Genomic DNA, 16,445 nt, shown 5'->3' with positions numbered 1-16,445 from the left:
CATCATCAGGAATGCATACATGAAAAAGGTGTTTATCACAGCCTGCCTGCTGGCAGGTGTCGCAGTCAGTGCAGCACACGCAGATACCCGCAGCGATCTTCAGTCACGTCTGGGAAAAGTGAACAGTTTCCATGCGAATTTCGCACAGACCGTCACTGACGCAGACGGCGCACTGGTTCAGGAAGGAACAGGGGATTTATGGGTGAAACGCCCGAACCTGTTCAACTGGCAGATGAGCGCGCCGGATGAAAGTGTGCTGGTCTCTGACGGCAAAACACTGTGGTTCTATAACCCGTTTGTTGAACAGGTCACCGCCACCTGGCTGAAAGATGCCACGCAAAATACCCCGTTTATGCTGATCACGCGTAACGACCCTGCAGACTGGCAGCAGTACATGGTGAGTCAGCGCGGCGACAGCTTTGAGCTGAAACCGAAAACCAGCGACGGCAATCTGAAATTATTTACTATCACTGTAACTCCGGACGGTATTATTCAGCAGTTTGCCGCTGTTGAGCAGGATGGCCAGAAAAGCAGCTATCAGCTCAAAGGGCAGCAGAGTACTGATGTGAATATGAGCAAATTCACCTTTACACCGCCGAAGGGGGTTACGCTGGACGATCAGCGTCAATGAGGCGTCAGTGACTAACTTTTCTCTCGATTTTTCGCAAAACGATTACCAGCCTCTGGCCGCCAGAATGCGGCCGGGGACACTGGAACAGTACATCGGACAGACTCACCTGCTGGCAGAGGGCAAACCGCTGCCGCGGGCTATCCGCGCCGGACAGCTTCACTCCATGATCCTGTGGGGGCCGCCGGGCACCGGGAAAACCACCCTGGCGGAAGTGATCGGCCACTATGCGGATGCCGATATCGAACGCCTGTCTGCGGTGACCTCCGGGGTAAAAGAGATCCGCGAAGCTATCGAGCGGGCGCGTCAGAACCGCAATCTGGGGCGCCGCACCATTCTGTTTGTGGATGAGGTGCACCGCTTCAATAAAAGCCAGCAGGACGCCTTTCTGCCGCATATTGAGGACGGAACCGTCACCTTTATCGGAGCCACCACCGAAAACCCGTCATTTGAACTCAACTCCGCACTGTTATCCCGCGCCCGTGTTTATCTGCTCAAATCCCTGTCACCGGACGATATCGAAGCGGTCCTTATTCAGGCGCTGAATGATACTGAGCGCGGCCTGGGCGGACAAAATATCGTTCTGCCGGATGAAACCCGTAAACTGCTGGCCGAACTGGTCGCCGGTGATGCCCGCCGTTCGCTGAATGTGCTGGAAATGATGGCGGATATGGCTGAAACCGGGGCTGACGGCAAACGTGTTCTGACCACAGAACTGCTGAAGGAAGTCAGCGGGGAACGCAGCGCCCGCTTTGATAACAAAGGCGATCGTTACTACGACCTGATTTCCGCGCTGCACAAGTCAGTACGCGGCTCGGCACCGGATGCCGCACTCTACTGGTATGCCCGGATTATCACCGCAGGTGGTGATCCGCTCTATGTTGCGCGTCGTCTGCTGGCGATTGCATCGGAAGATGTCGGTAATGCCGATCCGCGTGCCATGCAGGTCGCGATTTCCGCCTGGGACTGCTTTACCCGTGTGGGCCCGGCGGAAGGTGAGCGGGCGATTGCCCAGGCGATTGTTTACCTCGCCTGTGCACCGAAGAGTAACGCCGTTTACACCGCTTTCAAAGCGGCGATGCGTGATGCAAAAGAAGGGCGGGATTACGATGTGCCGGAGCATCTGCGCAACGCGCCGACCAAACTGATGAAAGAAATGGGGCTCGGCAAAGAGTACCGGTACGCCCATGACGAAACGAATGCGTATGCCGCCGGGGAAGTCTATTTTCCGCCTGAAATGCGTGACACCCGCTACTATTTTCCGGCAAACCGGGGCATGGAAGGAAAAATCGGCGAGAAACTCGCCTGGCTTGCTGAGCAGGATCAAAATAGCCCGATAAAACGCTACCGTTAATGCCGCTGTTGCGGTAAGGTGTGAAATGTAAGAATAGGTAAATGGCTTAAAACACTCAGAATGTTCATCCTGCATACAGTGCGGGTTTCCGGGCGGATTAAGACGTTTCACAGTTGCGTTAATAACAGCCGCACTGCCGGAAAGCAGGAAAACACTTTTCGCCGGTTGCATCTCCGTTACTGACACTCACGTTATAACAACAAGCACAGGAATAGCATGCTCGATCCAAATTTACTGCGTAATGAGCTGGACGCGGTTGCCGAAAAACTGGCTCGCAGGGGTTTTACCCTGGATGTGGACACGCTGCGCACTCTCGAAGAGCGCCGCAAGGTTTTACAAGTTGAAACTGAAACTCTGCAGGCTGAACGCAACTCCCGATCGAAGTCCATTGGTGAAGCGAAAGCCCGCGGTGAAGACATTGAAGCAGTGCGCCGTGAAGTGAACCTGTTAGGGGATAAACTGGATGCTGCTAAATCTGCGCTGGATGAAGTGCAGGCTGAGTTACGCACCATTGCTCTGAATATTCCTAACCTCCCGGCAGACGAAGTGCCGTTTGGTAAAGATGACAGTGATAACCCTGAAGTCAGCCGCTGGGGCACACCTAAGCAGTATGATTTCGAAGTGCGCGATCACGTTTCACTGGGCGAAATGACTGACGGCCTGGATTTCCCTGCTGCCGTCAAACTGACCGGTGCGCGTTTCGTTGTGATGAAAGGCCAGATTGCCCGCCTGCATCGCGCTATCGCACAGTTCATGCTGGATCTGCACACAGAACAGCACGGCTATCAGGAAATCTATGTACCGTATCTGGTTAACCACGATACGCTGTACGGTACCGGTCAGTTACCGAAATTTGCCGGTGATCTTTTCCATACCAAACCACTGGAAGAAGAAGCGGAAACCAGCAGCTATGCGCTGATCCCGACAGCCGAAGTACCTGTCACTAACCTGGTCCGTGACGAAATTCTGGATGAAGCAGATCTGCCGCTGCGTATGACCGCTCATACACCGTGCTTCCGTTCCGAAGCGGGTTCGTATGGCCGTGATACCCGTGGTCTGATCCGTATGCACCAGTTTGACAAAGTTGAGCTGGTTCAGATTGTGCATCCGGAAAAATCCATGGAAGCGCTGGAAGAACTGACCGGACACGCTGAAAAAGTATTGCAGCTGCTGAACCTGCCATACCGTAAAGTGTTGCTGTGCACCGGCGATATGGGCTTCGGCTCCCGTAAAACCTATGACCTCGAAGTCTGGGTTCCGGCGCAGAACACCTACCGTGAAATCTCATCCTGCTCTAACTGCTGGGATTTCCAGGCGCGCCGTATGCAGGCACGTTTCCGTGGTAAAGATGATAAAAAACCACAGCTGGTTCATACCCTGAACGGCTCCGGTCTGGCTGTCGGCCGTACCCTGGTGGCTATCATGGAAAACTATCAGCAGGCTGATGGTCGTATCGAAATACCGGAAGTATTACGTCCGTATATGAGAGGTCTGACACATATCGGCTGATTGCCGTCTGTTGTGTCTCATCTGATAAAAATCCCGCCGGCGGAAGCCTGCGGGATTTTTTTATATCCGTAAATCATTACAGGGTATTAAACAGTTTTCTTGTGGCTTCAAAGCTTTCCCTGCGCAGTGATGGTATATCTTCACTCCACAACGGGTTATGAGGTACCATAAAACCATTACATTCCAGCGTATGAATCACCGTCCGTAAACCCTCAATATCTTCTGCCAGCAGCATTTGCGGTAACCCGCCCAGCGGCTCCGGGAGGAAAAAGGTGACAGGAAAGTTGGTATTCATATCGGTACCGGGATTAGTGACTTCTGTTGCATGGTGGACGACATCACAACCGTCATCAAGTCTGAGTGCGGCATTAATCTTCGGAATAAGTGCGATTATACGTGTAGTTTCATTACCGATATGAACATCTTCACGGCTGCGCAATTCCTGACGAATATCTTCTATTGTTGTACCATCTCTTAGTAAGTAAGGACGTTTTCCGATGTAAATCTCAGCATCAATATCCGGGTTATGCGGAATATCCTGACTGCCGAAATCTTCGGTGCGGGGCGCAACAATCATCAGGTCATAGTCGGCCGTCAGAGGTTTATTTAGCTGCGGGGAACAGAGAACCTGTAGCGGGGTATTATCTTTCTGCACATAAATGGCATAGGTATTATCTGAGGCCGGCCTGGCGGTGAACAGATGCGGGTGACCATGAGGCGACTTACCTTCGAGTGTGATAGATCCGTTTCTATCCGGCGGATGACGGGTCAGTAATCCCATATCAACCAGTTCGCTGATACGTGAACCGGTTATTTGCAGAATGTTTGCGGTGGCGTGGCCGTTCCGCAGGCATTCGGCAACTTTCTTGTTCATCAGTTCAGTTTTATGTTTCTCACCGCACAGCTTACTGTAAAACTGATCAAGCGGAATAAACCCGGCCATCGGCCCCCAGTTGGCGCTTTTCCCTTTGATATTAAAATTCTTTGTCGGGTAACCGGCACTGATCAGGCCGGTTGCGGCTGCCTCGACCGGGCGGAAACTGATCACCAGTTGCTGCTCTTCAGCTAGTGTCTGAAGCGGGGCCAGGTGCTCTGCAGCGATACCGGTTTGTGATATAACGGCCTGCCGCTCTGTTATCACGCCGGGGAATGCGGCTGTGATACCGGAAAAGGGCCGGGGGGAGGATATGTCCGGTGTACCGGCAGAAGCGGGTAAGTAAGGTGAGCCTGTGATTCTGAACATGTATTAATTATCCACTGTTATCAAAACGATAAGGATAAAAAACTGACAGGGAAAAAAGTGTCAGAAAACAACCGGAAACAGGGACAGAACGGTATATTATCCGTCTATATTTTCTGTATCCGGTATCACTCTGTGATTATTTATAGACAATATTCAGATCTAATGTCGCATTTGCTGCTCCGGGCGTAATTTCCGCAGCGGTCTGGCGGTAATACCCCCTGAAATTTAAGGTCAGAATACCGTCATTTTTTACTGTGCTGACAATCGTATTGGTTTTATTCAGCTCCAGGACTTTCCAGGTACCGTCAGCCGTTTTATATTCTGTTTCAATACCAACACCGGATGCAGAATCTGCAGCCGGAGCAATGGCCAGCAGATTGTTTTTTCCTGATACGGTGGTACCGGCCGGATTAATTATCACCGGAATATCCGCCGGGCATTCCAGAACAATATCCCAGTCAACTTTATCGCTGACAGAATCAGGTTTACTGCCCAGCCCGTTGTTACTCAGATACACATCATTCATTTTTACATTGATAGTGGAGGCGGAAACTAAGCTACAGGAACCCGGTTGAATACGGCCGGATATTTTATAAACAGCATCATAGGCTGCAGCATTAAAAGAGAGAAAAATAGCAGCAAGTATGAAGGCCGATTTTTTAGTCATTGTTAACATTTCAGGTCCCTTATTTATTTTCCACAACAAATGTTACGGATGTATTGGCTTTTCCGGTAGTGGCTTTCGCGGCTAACTGCTTATAACGGGCGCGGAATTTCAGCCGGTTTGTTCCTGCCTGAGTTTGTTTTACTGCCAGAAACTGACTGATTTTATTGGCATCTGCCGCTTCCCAGCGATTAGCGGATGCGGAGAAATAGTCAATCTGAATTGCCATGCCGCTGGCCGTACCGGGGATCTTATCCAATTCAAAGGAGGTATTATCGGATGCAGCCGTTCCCTGAAGTGAACCGGAAATCCGGCTCATACTGCTGTGGCAGTTAAAAACAAGTTCAAATTCAGTCCAGTCTGTCGTACTGCCGGCAGGGAAATTACTGCCGTTGCCGGTTAATAACCAGGTGCCCAGATCAACATTGGTACTCGTGCTTGTAATATCACATGCCGGTATTTTAATTGTTCCGCTGTAATTGACTTTTACATTGCTATCCGCTGCCGCATAGGATGAGAAAAAAAGCAGGCATAAAAAAACAGCGCGTATTTTTTTCATTATTATTACCTGTTATTTATAGATAAGGGTAATCGTTGCCTGCGCATTCCCTTCCGTTGCTTTTACATCATCTGACAGCTTTACATATTTAAAATCCAGATATTTGGTGATGCTCTCTGCATTATTATTGCCGGTCTTATAAAACGGATACTGGTGCGCAGAACCGGTTTTTTTATCTCCCCCTAACATATAGGGCTCTGATTTTTCCGGTTCAAATATCTGCACCCCGAATCCCGGATTGGTATTGTGATTTTCAAGAAAAAGGGTATCGGTATTTATATTTCCGGAATGCAGATGATCACCGAGTGTAAAAAAGACATTCATTCCGGCATCACATTTCACGGTAAGCCCGGCACGGGCATGACCGAAATTCTCACCCACTTTTAATTTTCTGACGGCCATCAGTTCATGGCTGCCGAGATCAACAGACTGGGTTTTATTGGTGACATTGCAGGTTTCAGCTTTCTGCTTTGCACCATTACTGCGTACTGATAATTCTTCCGGCATCCATGTGGGTGAGTTGTAAAACAGGCATTCGGTTTTTATCAGGCTGATTTCCTGTGCAACGTTTGTCGGTACTAACGTCTTTTGCGTCTTCACATAAATACCTTTTACGTCAAATGAGGTATTACTGCCGGGTTTACTGAGTGAAATTTTTGTCTGGTCTGCTGTGACCGGATACCAGACGGATGTGCCTTTTTCACGTATCGCGAGTGCCACGCCGACGCCTTCAATATAGGTCTTGAATACCGGGTAGCTTTTTCCGCCGTCAGACAGTGTTATTCCGGTGGTGGTATAGCCGTTATTACTGAAACGGTAAGTATCTGCGTCCATGCTTCCGGTACAACTTATTGAGGTTCTTAAATCCTGCCAGGAGCCGAGAGTGGTACCGGTGGACTGCTGTTGCGCAGCACTGTCAATCGTGATGCTGGTCATGTAAGAAATGTCGTAGGCACCGGCCTGAACAGAAAACAGACCGGCACACAGACAGAAAAAGAGGCGTTTTGTATAATTCATCGTAATATCTCTCAATGACAGATAACAGGGACAACCGGCAAATGCTGCTCAGTCTGTGATTTGGTCAGCTGATAATCAGCGCGGCACTGTTTATCCGGGCTGTTACCCCACTGAATATTAATCCGGCCTTTTTCCGGCATCCCGCTGAGGTAAACATCCCCGTTTTCATCTGCGATACCGGTGCTGTTGTCGCTGCCGCCATTCTGTTCTGACGATGCAACTGCACCAAACGGTACCGGTGCACCATCTTTGGTGACCGTAAAGAGGATGCGGTAACCGACATGTGTCTGATAATTGATCATAACGGCAGCACCTTTTACCGGTACAACGGTGGCAGCATTCGATTTCAGCTCCACATTGGCCGGCAGGCTGCTGACATCAAGGGCAATTTCATTTTTTGCATAGGCATTGAGGTAAGGCACAATCGCATAGCCCCGCCAGTCTGTGGATACGCCGCTGCGGTTGGTCACAGCGACATTTTCCGCACCCGGCGCGCGGATAATGGCAAATGCGTCATACACCGGTTGTGATAATGTCACCCCGTAAGGATGAGCAATAATGGCGCCGGTTAAGCCGTAATTCAGACGCTGTGAGTTTTTATCGTAGCTGTAGCCGGCATTGGCGATACCGTAACTGCCACGGTAAGAGGCTGACGCATTACCGCCCGCGCCGGTGCCCTGATTGGCATAAGATTGCTGAACGGAATAATTGAAACGGTTATCATCAGATAAGTTGCCGCTGATACCGGCCATCATATCGCTGCGTCCGTTATTATTCGTGGTTACCGAGGTATTAAAGGTCGCATTGCTGCCGGCTGATGCCGTTAACGGCACACTCACGGAAAATGAAAACTGGTTATCCGCCTTGTGCTGAAAAGCATTACCGGAATAGCTGTAGCTGAGGTTATAACTGATCCCCTCATAGCTGTTATTGTATCCCGCACTGGCGGAACGCTCTTTACCGGCCCGGTTCCGGTAATCCTGCTGATAAGCACTCAGGTAAACGCTGCCGTATTCATTCAGTGACTGGCTGAGTGTAATCTGCATACGGTTCTTTTTATTGTCACGGTACAGATCCGCACGGTTTTTATTGGTCTCTTCAAAGGAATAGTAGCCATCGGTGGAATAACGGTAGTTCGCCAGGGTAACGGAGGTTCCGGTGGTCATCATATTTTTTGAATACTGAAGACGGTAAGAACGGCCGCTGTCACGGGATCCTTCGCCGCGTAACTGACGGGTTGCGGCGTGGGTGACATCGGCGGAAAATGCCCCGAAATTACCCATGTTGATACCGGTTCCGGCAGCCAGGGACTGATAGTTATCCGCTAAAATGGTGCCGGTGTAGGCAGTGATCCCTTTCGGCAGGCCGTAAATCAGCGTGCCCTGAAAAAAATCCGGCTCTTTGCCGTCACCCGCTGACCGGAATTTACCGCCGGTCAGGGAGTAACGTAGCTGTCCCTCACGCTGCATAATGGCAACAGATGAGAAGGGTACAATACTGGTGCGCTCTGTGCCGTCAGCCTCTTTGATAACCAGGGTCAAATCACCGTTGGTACCTGTCGGATGGAGGTCATTGATTTCAAATGCACCCGGAGCGACATAGGTCTGATAGATAACATAGCCGTTTTGTCTGACCGTGACTTCCGCATTAGACTGCGCAATACCGCGGATCACCGGGGCAAATCCTTTCGCGGCATCCGGCATCATGGATTCATCACTTTGCAGCTGTATGCCGCGAAACTGAAACCCGTCAAAAATATCGCCCGGGGTGGATGAATCCCCGATAATCAGGCGTGATTTTATAAAGTTAATACCGCGTTCCAGGCTGGTATCGATATTTTTCCATTTTTTTTCACCGGCACTGACGGAATACGTAGAGTAATTGTTTACGCGCCATGCCCCGAGGTTCAGGCCGCTGCGTAAATTAAGATAATGGGCATCGCTATCCGGTGCATGGTTATTAAAATTATTTGAGCCGCTGTAATAATAATTCAGGATAAAGGCGGTAACGCCGTTTTCCCACTGAGCTTCAGGAATACCACCGGCAACGGTATTATTCATGGCAATCTGCGGAACAGAAATCAGCAGGCGCTGATGATTAATTTCAGGTGTGGCGGAGGCATCCGGAATATAGCGGCTGATATCGGTGATTTCCTGCTCCGGTGAAAGTGCTGCCAGCTCAGGGAGAGCATCAGTATTAATACCCCATGCAGTCAGGTCGGCTTTAGTCAGAACCGGTGACAGGCCGTTATTGTCATTATTGCCGGTAAAGGTGATTGTGCGGGTCTCCGTAATAACACCATTTACAACAACATCCACATTATACTCACCGGCCAGTTGCCCGCCCGGCGCGGAAAATTGATCAAGACTCTGAAGATCTGCGATATTCTGCCCTTCAGTCATGCTGAGTGAATTAACGCTGAAATAGTCTTCAGCAAACGAAATGCTGCTGCCTGCACTGAAGATCAGCGCGGTAACGGCAATAGCAATTCTGTTTAACTGAAAACGATATCCGGCATTATCGGCATTCTGATAAGGCTTTTCACAGGTGAACGTCATTGTTTTAATCTCTGTGGCGTGATGAATAATGAATAATTGTCCGGCGTTTAATTTAATGGCCGGGTTTTATTTTCTGTTATTGAGCCGTAATCATTAACTGCATTCCAGGTCACGCTGTTTGCCTGAATACCGCTGATATTCCATGAGGCGGTTCCTTTCGGCGGCACCATGCCGGAATATTCAATTTCGGTATTACCGGCTTTTAACTCACCGAATGACACATAATAAGGTGTCGGGTTTGTTGCCTGTAATACGCTGCCTTTCTTTTCAAAACGCAGTTGAGTATATGCTGTGGCGGCATCTGCGGACGGTAATCCGGCCGGGCGGTAAATCAGTTTTATTTTGTTATTGACGGAAATGGTCAGGTTATTTGTCGCCGCAGGGTCTGATGGCGGAATAGATTTTACATTCAGCCAGTAAACAGATTCTCTGTCTTCAGGAAGCCCCGGTGTAGTTAATACAACACGTATGGCATTGGCGGATTCCGGCTCAATTCTGAACAGCGGCGGTGTCACGGAAAATGGCGGTTTGGCCGTATTTTTGTCATCAAAGTTATTGACCCATGACTGCACCAGATAAGGTGTTTTTTCATCATTTCTGACGGTAATTGAGGCTTCTTTTTTATTGCCTTCATAAATCACACGGGTTCCGCCCAGAACAACACTTGCATTGGCCGCAGACACTGCAGTACCCAGAAGAAATAATGTGATCAGTGATTTTTTCATAATGAACTCCGGTAAAAAGAGGGAGCAGAGCCCCCTTCAGGGAATAATTACTGGGTGTACTGGACGGTGACGGTAACATCGGCATTCGCGGTGCCCGGGGTGACCGTATCTGAGGTTGTCATATAACGGGCGAAATAGGTTTTCTGGCCTCTGTTATCTTTACCCAGCTCAATGCCGTCTGCTTCAGTGTTCGGACGGTAAAAAGTTTCGCTGGTGGCGCTGCCGGTAATACCGATGCCGACGCCGGTGGCATTATCCACTTTATACAGATCCGCATTGTCATCATGCTCTGTACCGCCGAAGGTCACGCGGGCTTTACCCAGGGTTGCCGGGCAGCCGCTCAGGCCGATGGTGAACGGAGTAGCCTCTGTTTTTTCACCGGTCTTTGAGAAGGCCTGTGTCATCCAGGTGCCCAGCTGTACAGTTCCTTCTGTTTTATTTTCGTTATTGGTTTCCACCTGACAGGTGGAATCAATAAACTGGCCTTTGAAGTGAATTTTTCCGGCAGTATTTACATTTTCCGCTGCGGCAAAAACATTGCCGGAAAATGAAGCAGCAACCACAGATGCAATTAACAGAGTCTTTTTAATGCACATTGAAAACCTCGATATTATTTAAGTAGATTGTTATTAATTTATTACGACTAAAGGGTGTGAAATACAGATCCTGCTGTTTGTTTAACTCGTAATGATTGTATTTTGCTTTGCTGAGCAGATCTATTTCAGCGGGGATGTGCTTTAGTTTCCGTTTAGATTGCGGATTTAATTATTTTGATGCTGTTGAATTACGTGTTTGTTGGTTAGAAATTCGAGATAAATGGATTATTACGGAGTTAAATTCTGGTTTATCGTATGGTTATGGTGTTTGATGTTACTGACTAAATGAAACAAAGAGTAAACAGGTCTGCCAAAAGTGTGACTACAGATACAGACACACTGCTGGTGAAAATGCTATTCATTCTTAATACGTTATATTTTTTGCTGTCGCTACACTGACTGATTTTTATATGAGAGTAATTGCGATAATGATAGTAACGCAATGAATTATCACTTTTTATGTAACACAGCGTTCCATTTTTACTTATTTTAAGTTTTCTGCGTGATAATTATACTCTTTGCCGGAAGACAAATTCTTCACCTGTTTACCGGACAATGATGAATTCTGACACCATAAAACCTGAGGATAATATAGTGCTCTTATAATCCGGCTATTGGTTAATAAGAGAAAAAATACATATCAGATGATGAATTCAATTTTAAAAATATAAGATAATTTTTTTAACTCTTATGTTTATCATGTTAACAACATGGGTGAAAAAATGAATTTTCAGTCTTTGTATTTTTTATTTTTTATCAGGATGCATATTCCAGTCTTAAAAAAAGGTTAGTTAATGAAAAAAATATTATCAGCGACAGTCATTGGTATTGTGTCAATTATACCTGCTGCTGTCTCGTTTGCTGCAACCGGAACCATTAATTTCGCGGGCTCAATTATTGATAGTGCCTGTACCCTGAAAGGTGTTGGTACGGCAATTAATGTACCCATGGGTAAACTGAGTTCTGCAGATTTTACCGCAGCAGGCGATACCAGCGCAGCGCAGAAGTTCACTATTGTAATGACCAATTGCCCGGCTGCCGTAACGGCGACGGTTAATTTTGACGGAAAACCGGATGCCTCTGATCCTGCACTGCTGGGGCTTTCAGGGGCAGGAACCGCAGCGAAAGGCGTTGCTATTCAGCTGATGTCTTCGGATAAAACACTGCTTCCGTTAAATACAACCAGTATTCCGTATTCGTTAAATGCTACCGGTGATAATGAATTGGTCTTTTTTGCCCGTTATAAATCCACCGAAAAAACTATCACTGCGGGTGATGCTAATGCAACAGCCAATTTCTCGGTAGTGTATAACTAAATAATAATACAGGAAATAAAAGAAGGAATTCATTTCCTTCTTTTATTAATAAAATATGAATGCGTTTATAAAAGTAGCAGTCACCATTTCTCTTTTTCATTTTTCTGCAGCCAATGCCGGTGTCGTGATTGGCGGTACGCGCGTTATCTATGACGGAAGTAAAAAAGAAGCATCTATTAATGTCAGTAATCAGGACACGATACCTTATCTTATTCAGTCATGGATTGAATCACCTGATAATCATAATGAGAAACCACCGTTTATTATTACACCACCACTTTACCGGCTGAATCAGGGGCAAAAGAATGTGGAACGGATTGTGATGACGGGAGAGTTACCACAGGATAAGGAAAGTCTCTACTGGCTGAATATTAAAGCCATCCCGTCCTCTGATCCGAAAGATAATACATTACAGATTGCCGTGAAAACCAGGATCAAACTTATCTACCGCCCGGCAGCACTTCATGATTCCTTACCGGAGGCGCTGACAAATCAGCTTAGCTGGCACTGTCAGGGAAATCAGTTGGTCGTTTCAAATCCGACACCGGTGGTGATGAATTTTAATGAAATTACGGTTGGCGGGAAAAGTATCGCAAATGTCAGTTATGTCCTGCCCGGAGATAAAAATCACTTTGAGTCAAAGGAATGTGCCAAAGGGCATGAGGTGATATTTAAAATCATTAATGACTATGGTGGTATGGGGCAGTCTGTTCACTCCCGGATTCAATAGAGTAATAAAGAATGCTCAAAGAAACCTGCAGCAAAAAAAAGCAGTTTCAGCCTTCCCGGCTGGTGTTTTTAATCACTGCCGTCCTGAGCGGTTATAGTGGTGCGGCAACTGAACATGATTATTTTAATCCGGAATTGCTGGAACCGGGAAATCCGGGCGCGGAACGGGCTGATTTATCGGTCTTTGAATCAGGTGACCAGGCGCCGGGTGTTTATCACGTCGATATTATACTTAATGATCAGATTGTTGATTCCGGAAATATTGATTTCTCATTATCAGATGGTCTTCTGACACCGTGTCTTACGGCCCTGCAATTAAAAGCGTGGGGGGTGAAAACAGAGGCTTTCCCTGAATTAAAGACGGGTGATACCTGTACAGATATCAGCGCTGTTCCTGGTATTCAGGCTGATTTTCAATTCAGCAATCAGCAACTGATACTTCATATTCCCCAGGCGGCAACAGAAGTGCGTGCCCGCGGTTATGTTCCGCCGGAGAAGTGGGATAACGGCATTACTGCCGTGATGCTTAATTACAGTATCAGTGGTTCTCAGCGCAGGGAGCACGGAGACAGGAATAACGAAAGCAGTCTGTATGCTAATTTGCGGCCGGGTATGAATATCGGCGCATGGCGCTTACGTCACTATTCCACCCTGAGCCGAAATAGTGCGGGACAAAATAAACGGGAAAGTATTTATACCTACGCGCAGCGTTCGGTGATCCCGCTGAAAGCACAACTGACAATTGGTGACAGTACCGCGCCATCAGACGTGTTTGACAGTGTACCGTTTCGCGGAGGGCAACTGGCATCCGATGATGACATGATGCCCGACTCACTGAAAGGGTATGCGCCGGTGGTCAGGGGGATTGCCCGCAGCAGTTCTCAGGTGGTGATACGCCAGAATGGTTATCAGATTTATCAGACCTATGTTCCCGCCGGGGCTTTTGAAATCACCGATATGTACCCGACAGGGGGCGCCGGTGACCTTGATGTAACAGTCAAAGGGGATGACGGCAGTGAGCAGCATTTCATTGTGCCGTTTGCCTCACTGCCGGTTCTGCAGCGTGAAGGACGGCTGAAGTTTTCGGTGACCGGCGGACAGTACCGTTCTTATCATTCCCGCACAGATAAAGCCCGTTTTGCTCAGGTAACGGGCATCTATGGTTTACCCCGTGGTTTTACGGTGTATGGCGGCATACAGGAGTCAAAACAGTATCAGTCTCTGGCAATCGGTGCCGGTAAAAATATGGGCGGACTTGGTGCATTATCCTCTGATGTCATTCTGGCCCGCGCGGTACCGGCGTTACAACAACGGCAGCAGGGGCAGTCATGGCGGCTCCGTTACAGTAAAAACTTCGCACAGACCGGAACCAATTTCACGATCGCCGGTTACCGGTATTCCACGCGTGGTTTTTACGCCATGCAGGAAATTCTGGATTCTTACGGGGATAACCGTATACCGGCGGATCGCCGCCGCAGCCGTGAAGAGCTGACGTTGAGTCAGCAACTCGGGGAAAAACTGGGATCGCTGTCCGTCAGTGCCGTTAAGGAAGATTACTGGAATTCCGGTAACAGCATGACATCACTGAGCGCGGGTTATAACAATACGCTTGGCGGCATCAGTTATGGCTTGCTCTGGACCGGAAGCCGGAACGGCCGCAGCGGTGGCGTAAACGGTCGTCCCGTTTATACGAATGACCAGACATTCGCTGTCAATATCAGTATTCCGCTGAATGAATTTATGCCGCAGACATGGGCTAATTACAGTGTGAATACCGATCAGCACGGGCGTGCGGTGCATACCGCCGGGATCAGCGGCGTAGCGGGTAAAAATAATGCACTGAGCTGGAATATTCAGCAGGGATATAGTTCAGATGGCGCTGACTACACCGGCAGTATGAATGCCGATTACAAGGGCACATACGGGGAAGTGAATGCCGGGTATGCCTATGACAGAAACAGTGAGCGTCTGAATTATGGCGTGCAGGGGGGGATTGTTCTGCATGAAAACGGTATCACTTTCTCGCAGCCGCTGGGGGAAACCAATGTGCTGGTTAAAGCACCCGGAGCAGAAGGCGTCAGTGTACAGAATCAGGCGGGCAGCAAAACCGATTTCCGGGGCTATACCACGGTCAGTAATGTGATGGTTTACCGGCAGAATGATGTGACACTCGATAGTGAAACACTTCCGGATAATGCAGAGCCGGTACTGATGACACAAACGGTGATCCCTGCCAGAGGCGCGGTGGTCAGGGCAGATTATATGGTCAGTGTGGGGCGTCGTGTCCTGCTGACGATGACGCAGAGAAACGGGCAGCCGGTACCGTTCGGCGCGGTTGTCACCGCCGGGAATTCAGACCGGCAGGGGGCCATTACCGGACGTGACGGACAGGTGTATTTAACCGGGATAACCGGTGACGAAAAACTGTCTGTCACATGGGGCCCTGCCGCAGCAGAAAAATGCACTGTCCGGCTGAAAAATATATCTGAGGGCACAGGCGTGTTACAGGCAGATGAGACTTGTATTTCTGACAGGAGCAATAATGATTAACGTTCTGAAATTATGTGTTTTCACGTGGCTGATGCTGGTTTTTTCGTTGTCTTATGGTGCCACCTGTACTGCACAGGCACCCTTTTCGGTAAGTCCGTCGAATATTGTTATTCAGCGGGATGCGCCGGTGGGAACCAAATTGCTGGAAGTCCGCGGAAACAGGGATGTTGCATGGAAATGCAGTGGTTCTGTGATATCTCAGGCACTGGGAATTAAAACGTATGGACGCTTTATTCAGGTGCTGAACGGACGAAATATCTATGCAACAGATATTGCCGGTATCGGGTATGCATTCGGGGCTGAAATTGATGTTACCGGATGCAGGGGAGCTGTGACTTACCTGGGATATGGCGGCAGCAAAAATCAGTATAGTATATGCGCAGGCGGCGGGCTGATTGATGGCGGCAATGCGTATATACAATCTGGGATTGCATTTTATAAAATAGGTAAAAGCGGTTCCGGTACTATCAGAAGCGGGAGTCTGGGGGTACTTATAAATGAATTGCAGTCAGCGTGGCAAACCGAAGTGCCCGTCAATGTAACGGCGTTTACTGTGACAACCCTGGCGTGCAGTATCACCACACCATCACTGAATTTTCCGATCGGTGATATATCAGCAGCAAACTTTCGCGGTGGTATCGGCAGTATTCCTGCGGGCACGGAGGTTAACCGGAATTTAGGTCTTGATTGTGATGCCGGCGCGAATATCAATGTAAGCCTTCAGGGAACACAGAATCCGGATGTCAGTAACACCAGTGTACTGGCGTTAAGCGGTCAGGGCAGTGCCGGTGTGGCACAGGGTGTGGGCGTTCAGTTGTTATATAACGGCGCACCGCTGGAATTAAATAAGCGTCTGGTGCTGAAAACATCAGGCGGCGGCAAAGAAACCTTTCCGGTCACAGCGCGTTATTATCAGACGAAAACAACCGTGGTTCCGGGCAAAGCCAATACGTCCGCAACACTTGATTTAACCTATCAGTAAATAACAGGAACAAAG

General features: G+C 48.6%; 14 protein-coding genes. 7 read left to right on the top strand and 7 right to left on the bottom strand.

Annotation, left to right across the window (positions count from 1 at the left end):
* Positions 1-19 precede the first annotated feature (19 nt).
* The 3 genes from lolA (at position 20) to serS (ending at position 3,491) form a co-directional block, all read left to right on the top strand.
* Positions 20-631 carry an outer membrane lipoprotein chaperone LolA gene (gene lolA, locus AB7038_RS09230; protein WP_015422573.1) on the top strand — a complete coding sequence of 204 codons (612 nt, stop codon included), beginning with the start codon at positions 20-22 and terminating at the stop codon, positions 629-631.
* A gap of 7 nt (positions 632-638) precedes the next feature.
* A complete protein-coding gene (locus AB7038_RS09225; RefSeq protein WP_046893831.1) occupies positions 639-1,982 on the top strand; it encodes a replication-associated recombination protein A in 1,344 nt (447 codons plus the stop codon).
* 216 nt (positions 1,983-2,198) lie between these two features.
* Positions 2,199-3,491 (top strand): serine--tRNA ligase, encoded by a 1,293-nt coding sequence (serS, locus tag AB7038_RS09220; protein WP_046893832.1) that lies wholly within the window; start codon positions 2,199-2,201, stop codon positions 3,489-3,491.
* 76 nt (positions 3,492-3,567) lie between these two features.
* On the opposite strand, the gene AB7038_RS09215 is transcribed toward serS, so the two are convergent.
* The 7 genes from AB7038_RS09215 to AB7038_RS09185 all read right to left on the bottom strand — a co-directional run bounded on the left by AB7038_RS09215 (position 3,568) and on the right by AB7038_RS09185 (position 10,853).
* Positions 3,568-4,734: a CyaA/EF/ExoY family adenylyl cyclase toxin gene (locus AB7038_RS09215; protein ID WP_369453179.1), complete on the bottom strand. Its 1,167-nt coding sequence runs from the start codon at positions 4,732-4,734 to the stop codon at positions 3,568-3,570.
* Between the two features lie 136 nt (positions 4,735-4,870).
* Positions 4,871-5,410 carry a fimbrial protein gene (locus AB7038_RS09210; protein ID WP_369453178.1) on the bottom strand — a complete coding sequence of 180 codons (540 nt, stop codon included), beginning with the start codon at positions 5,408-5,410 and terminating at the stop codon, positions 4,871-4,873.
* Positions 5,411-5,420: 10 nt separating this feature from the next.
* On the bottom strand, positions 5,421-5,957 hold the full coding sequence (locus AB7038_RS09205; protein ID WP_369453177.1) for a fimbrial protein: 537 nt from the start codon (positions 5,955-5,957) through the stop codon (positions 5,421-5,423).
* A 12-nt stretch (positions 5,958-5,969) separates the two neighbouring features.
* Positions 5,970-6,974: a fimbrial protein gene (locus tag AB7038_RS09200; protein ID WP_369453176.1), complete on the bottom strand. Its 1,005-nt coding sequence runs from the start codon at positions 6,972-6,974 to the stop codon at positions 5,970-5,972.
* Positions 6,975-6,985: 11 nt separating this feature from the next.
* A complete protein-coding gene (locus tag AB7038_RS09195) occupies positions 6,986-9,532 on the bottom strand; it encodes a fimbria/pilus outer membrane usher protein (RefSeq protein ID WP_369453175.1) in 2,547 nt (848 codons plus the stop codon).
* A 47-nt stretch (positions 9,533-9,579) separates the two neighbouring features.
* Positions 9,580-10,257, bottom strand: a complete 678-nt coding sequence (locus AB7038_RS09190) for a molecular chaperone (RefSeq protein WP_368888713.1) — start codon at positions 10,255-10,257, stop codon at positions 9,580-9,582.
* 47 nt (positions 10,258-10,304) lie between these two features.
* Positions 10,305-10,853: a fimbrial protein gene (locus AB7038_RS09185; RefSeq protein ID WP_368888712.1), complete on the bottom strand. Its 549-nt coding sequence runs from the start codon at positions 10,851-10,853 to the stop codon at positions 10,305-10,307.
* 794 nt (positions 10,854-11,647) lie between these two features.
* Between AB7038_RS09185 and AB7038_RS09180 the strand changes: the two genes are divergently transcribed.
* From AB7038_RS09180 to AB7038_RS09165, 4 genes are read left to right on the top strand one after another with little or no spacing between them, the layout of a single operon-like run.
* Entirely contained in the window at positions 11,648-12,169 is a 522-nt protein-coding gene (locus tag AB7038_RS09180; protein WP_369453174.1) for a fimbrial protein, read from the top strand.
* Positions 12,170-12,224: 55 nt separating this feature from the next.
* Complete coding sequence (locus AB7038_RS09175) at positions 12,225-12,899, top strand: molecular chaperone (RefSeq protein ID WP_368888710.1); 675 nt, start codon at positions 12,225-12,227, stop codon at positions 12,897-12,899.
* Positions 12,900-12,910: 11 nt separating this feature from the next.
* On the top strand, positions 12,911-15,448 hold the full coding sequence (locus tag AB7038_RS09170) for a fimbria/pilus outer membrane usher protein (protein WP_369453173.1): 2,538 nt from the start codon (positions 12,911-12,913) through the stop codon (positions 15,446-15,448).
* A complete protein-coding gene (locus AB7038_RS09165; RefSeq protein WP_369453172.1) occupies positions 15,441-16,430 on the top strand; it encodes a fimbrial protein in 990 nt (329 codons plus the stop codon). Before AB7038_RS09170 ends, AB7038_RS09165 begins: the two co-directional genes overlap by 8 nt.
* Positions 16,431-16,445 lie beyond the last annotated feature (15 nt).

Origin of the sequence: Morganella morganii, from assembly GCF_041099235.1 — a bacterium.
GTDB classification, from domain to species: domain Bacteria; phylum Pseudomonadota; class Gammaproteobacteria; order Enterobacterales; family Enterobacteriaceae; genus Morganella; species Morganella morganii_E.
This window is presented reverse-complemented; position numbering and strand designations above follow the sequence as displayed.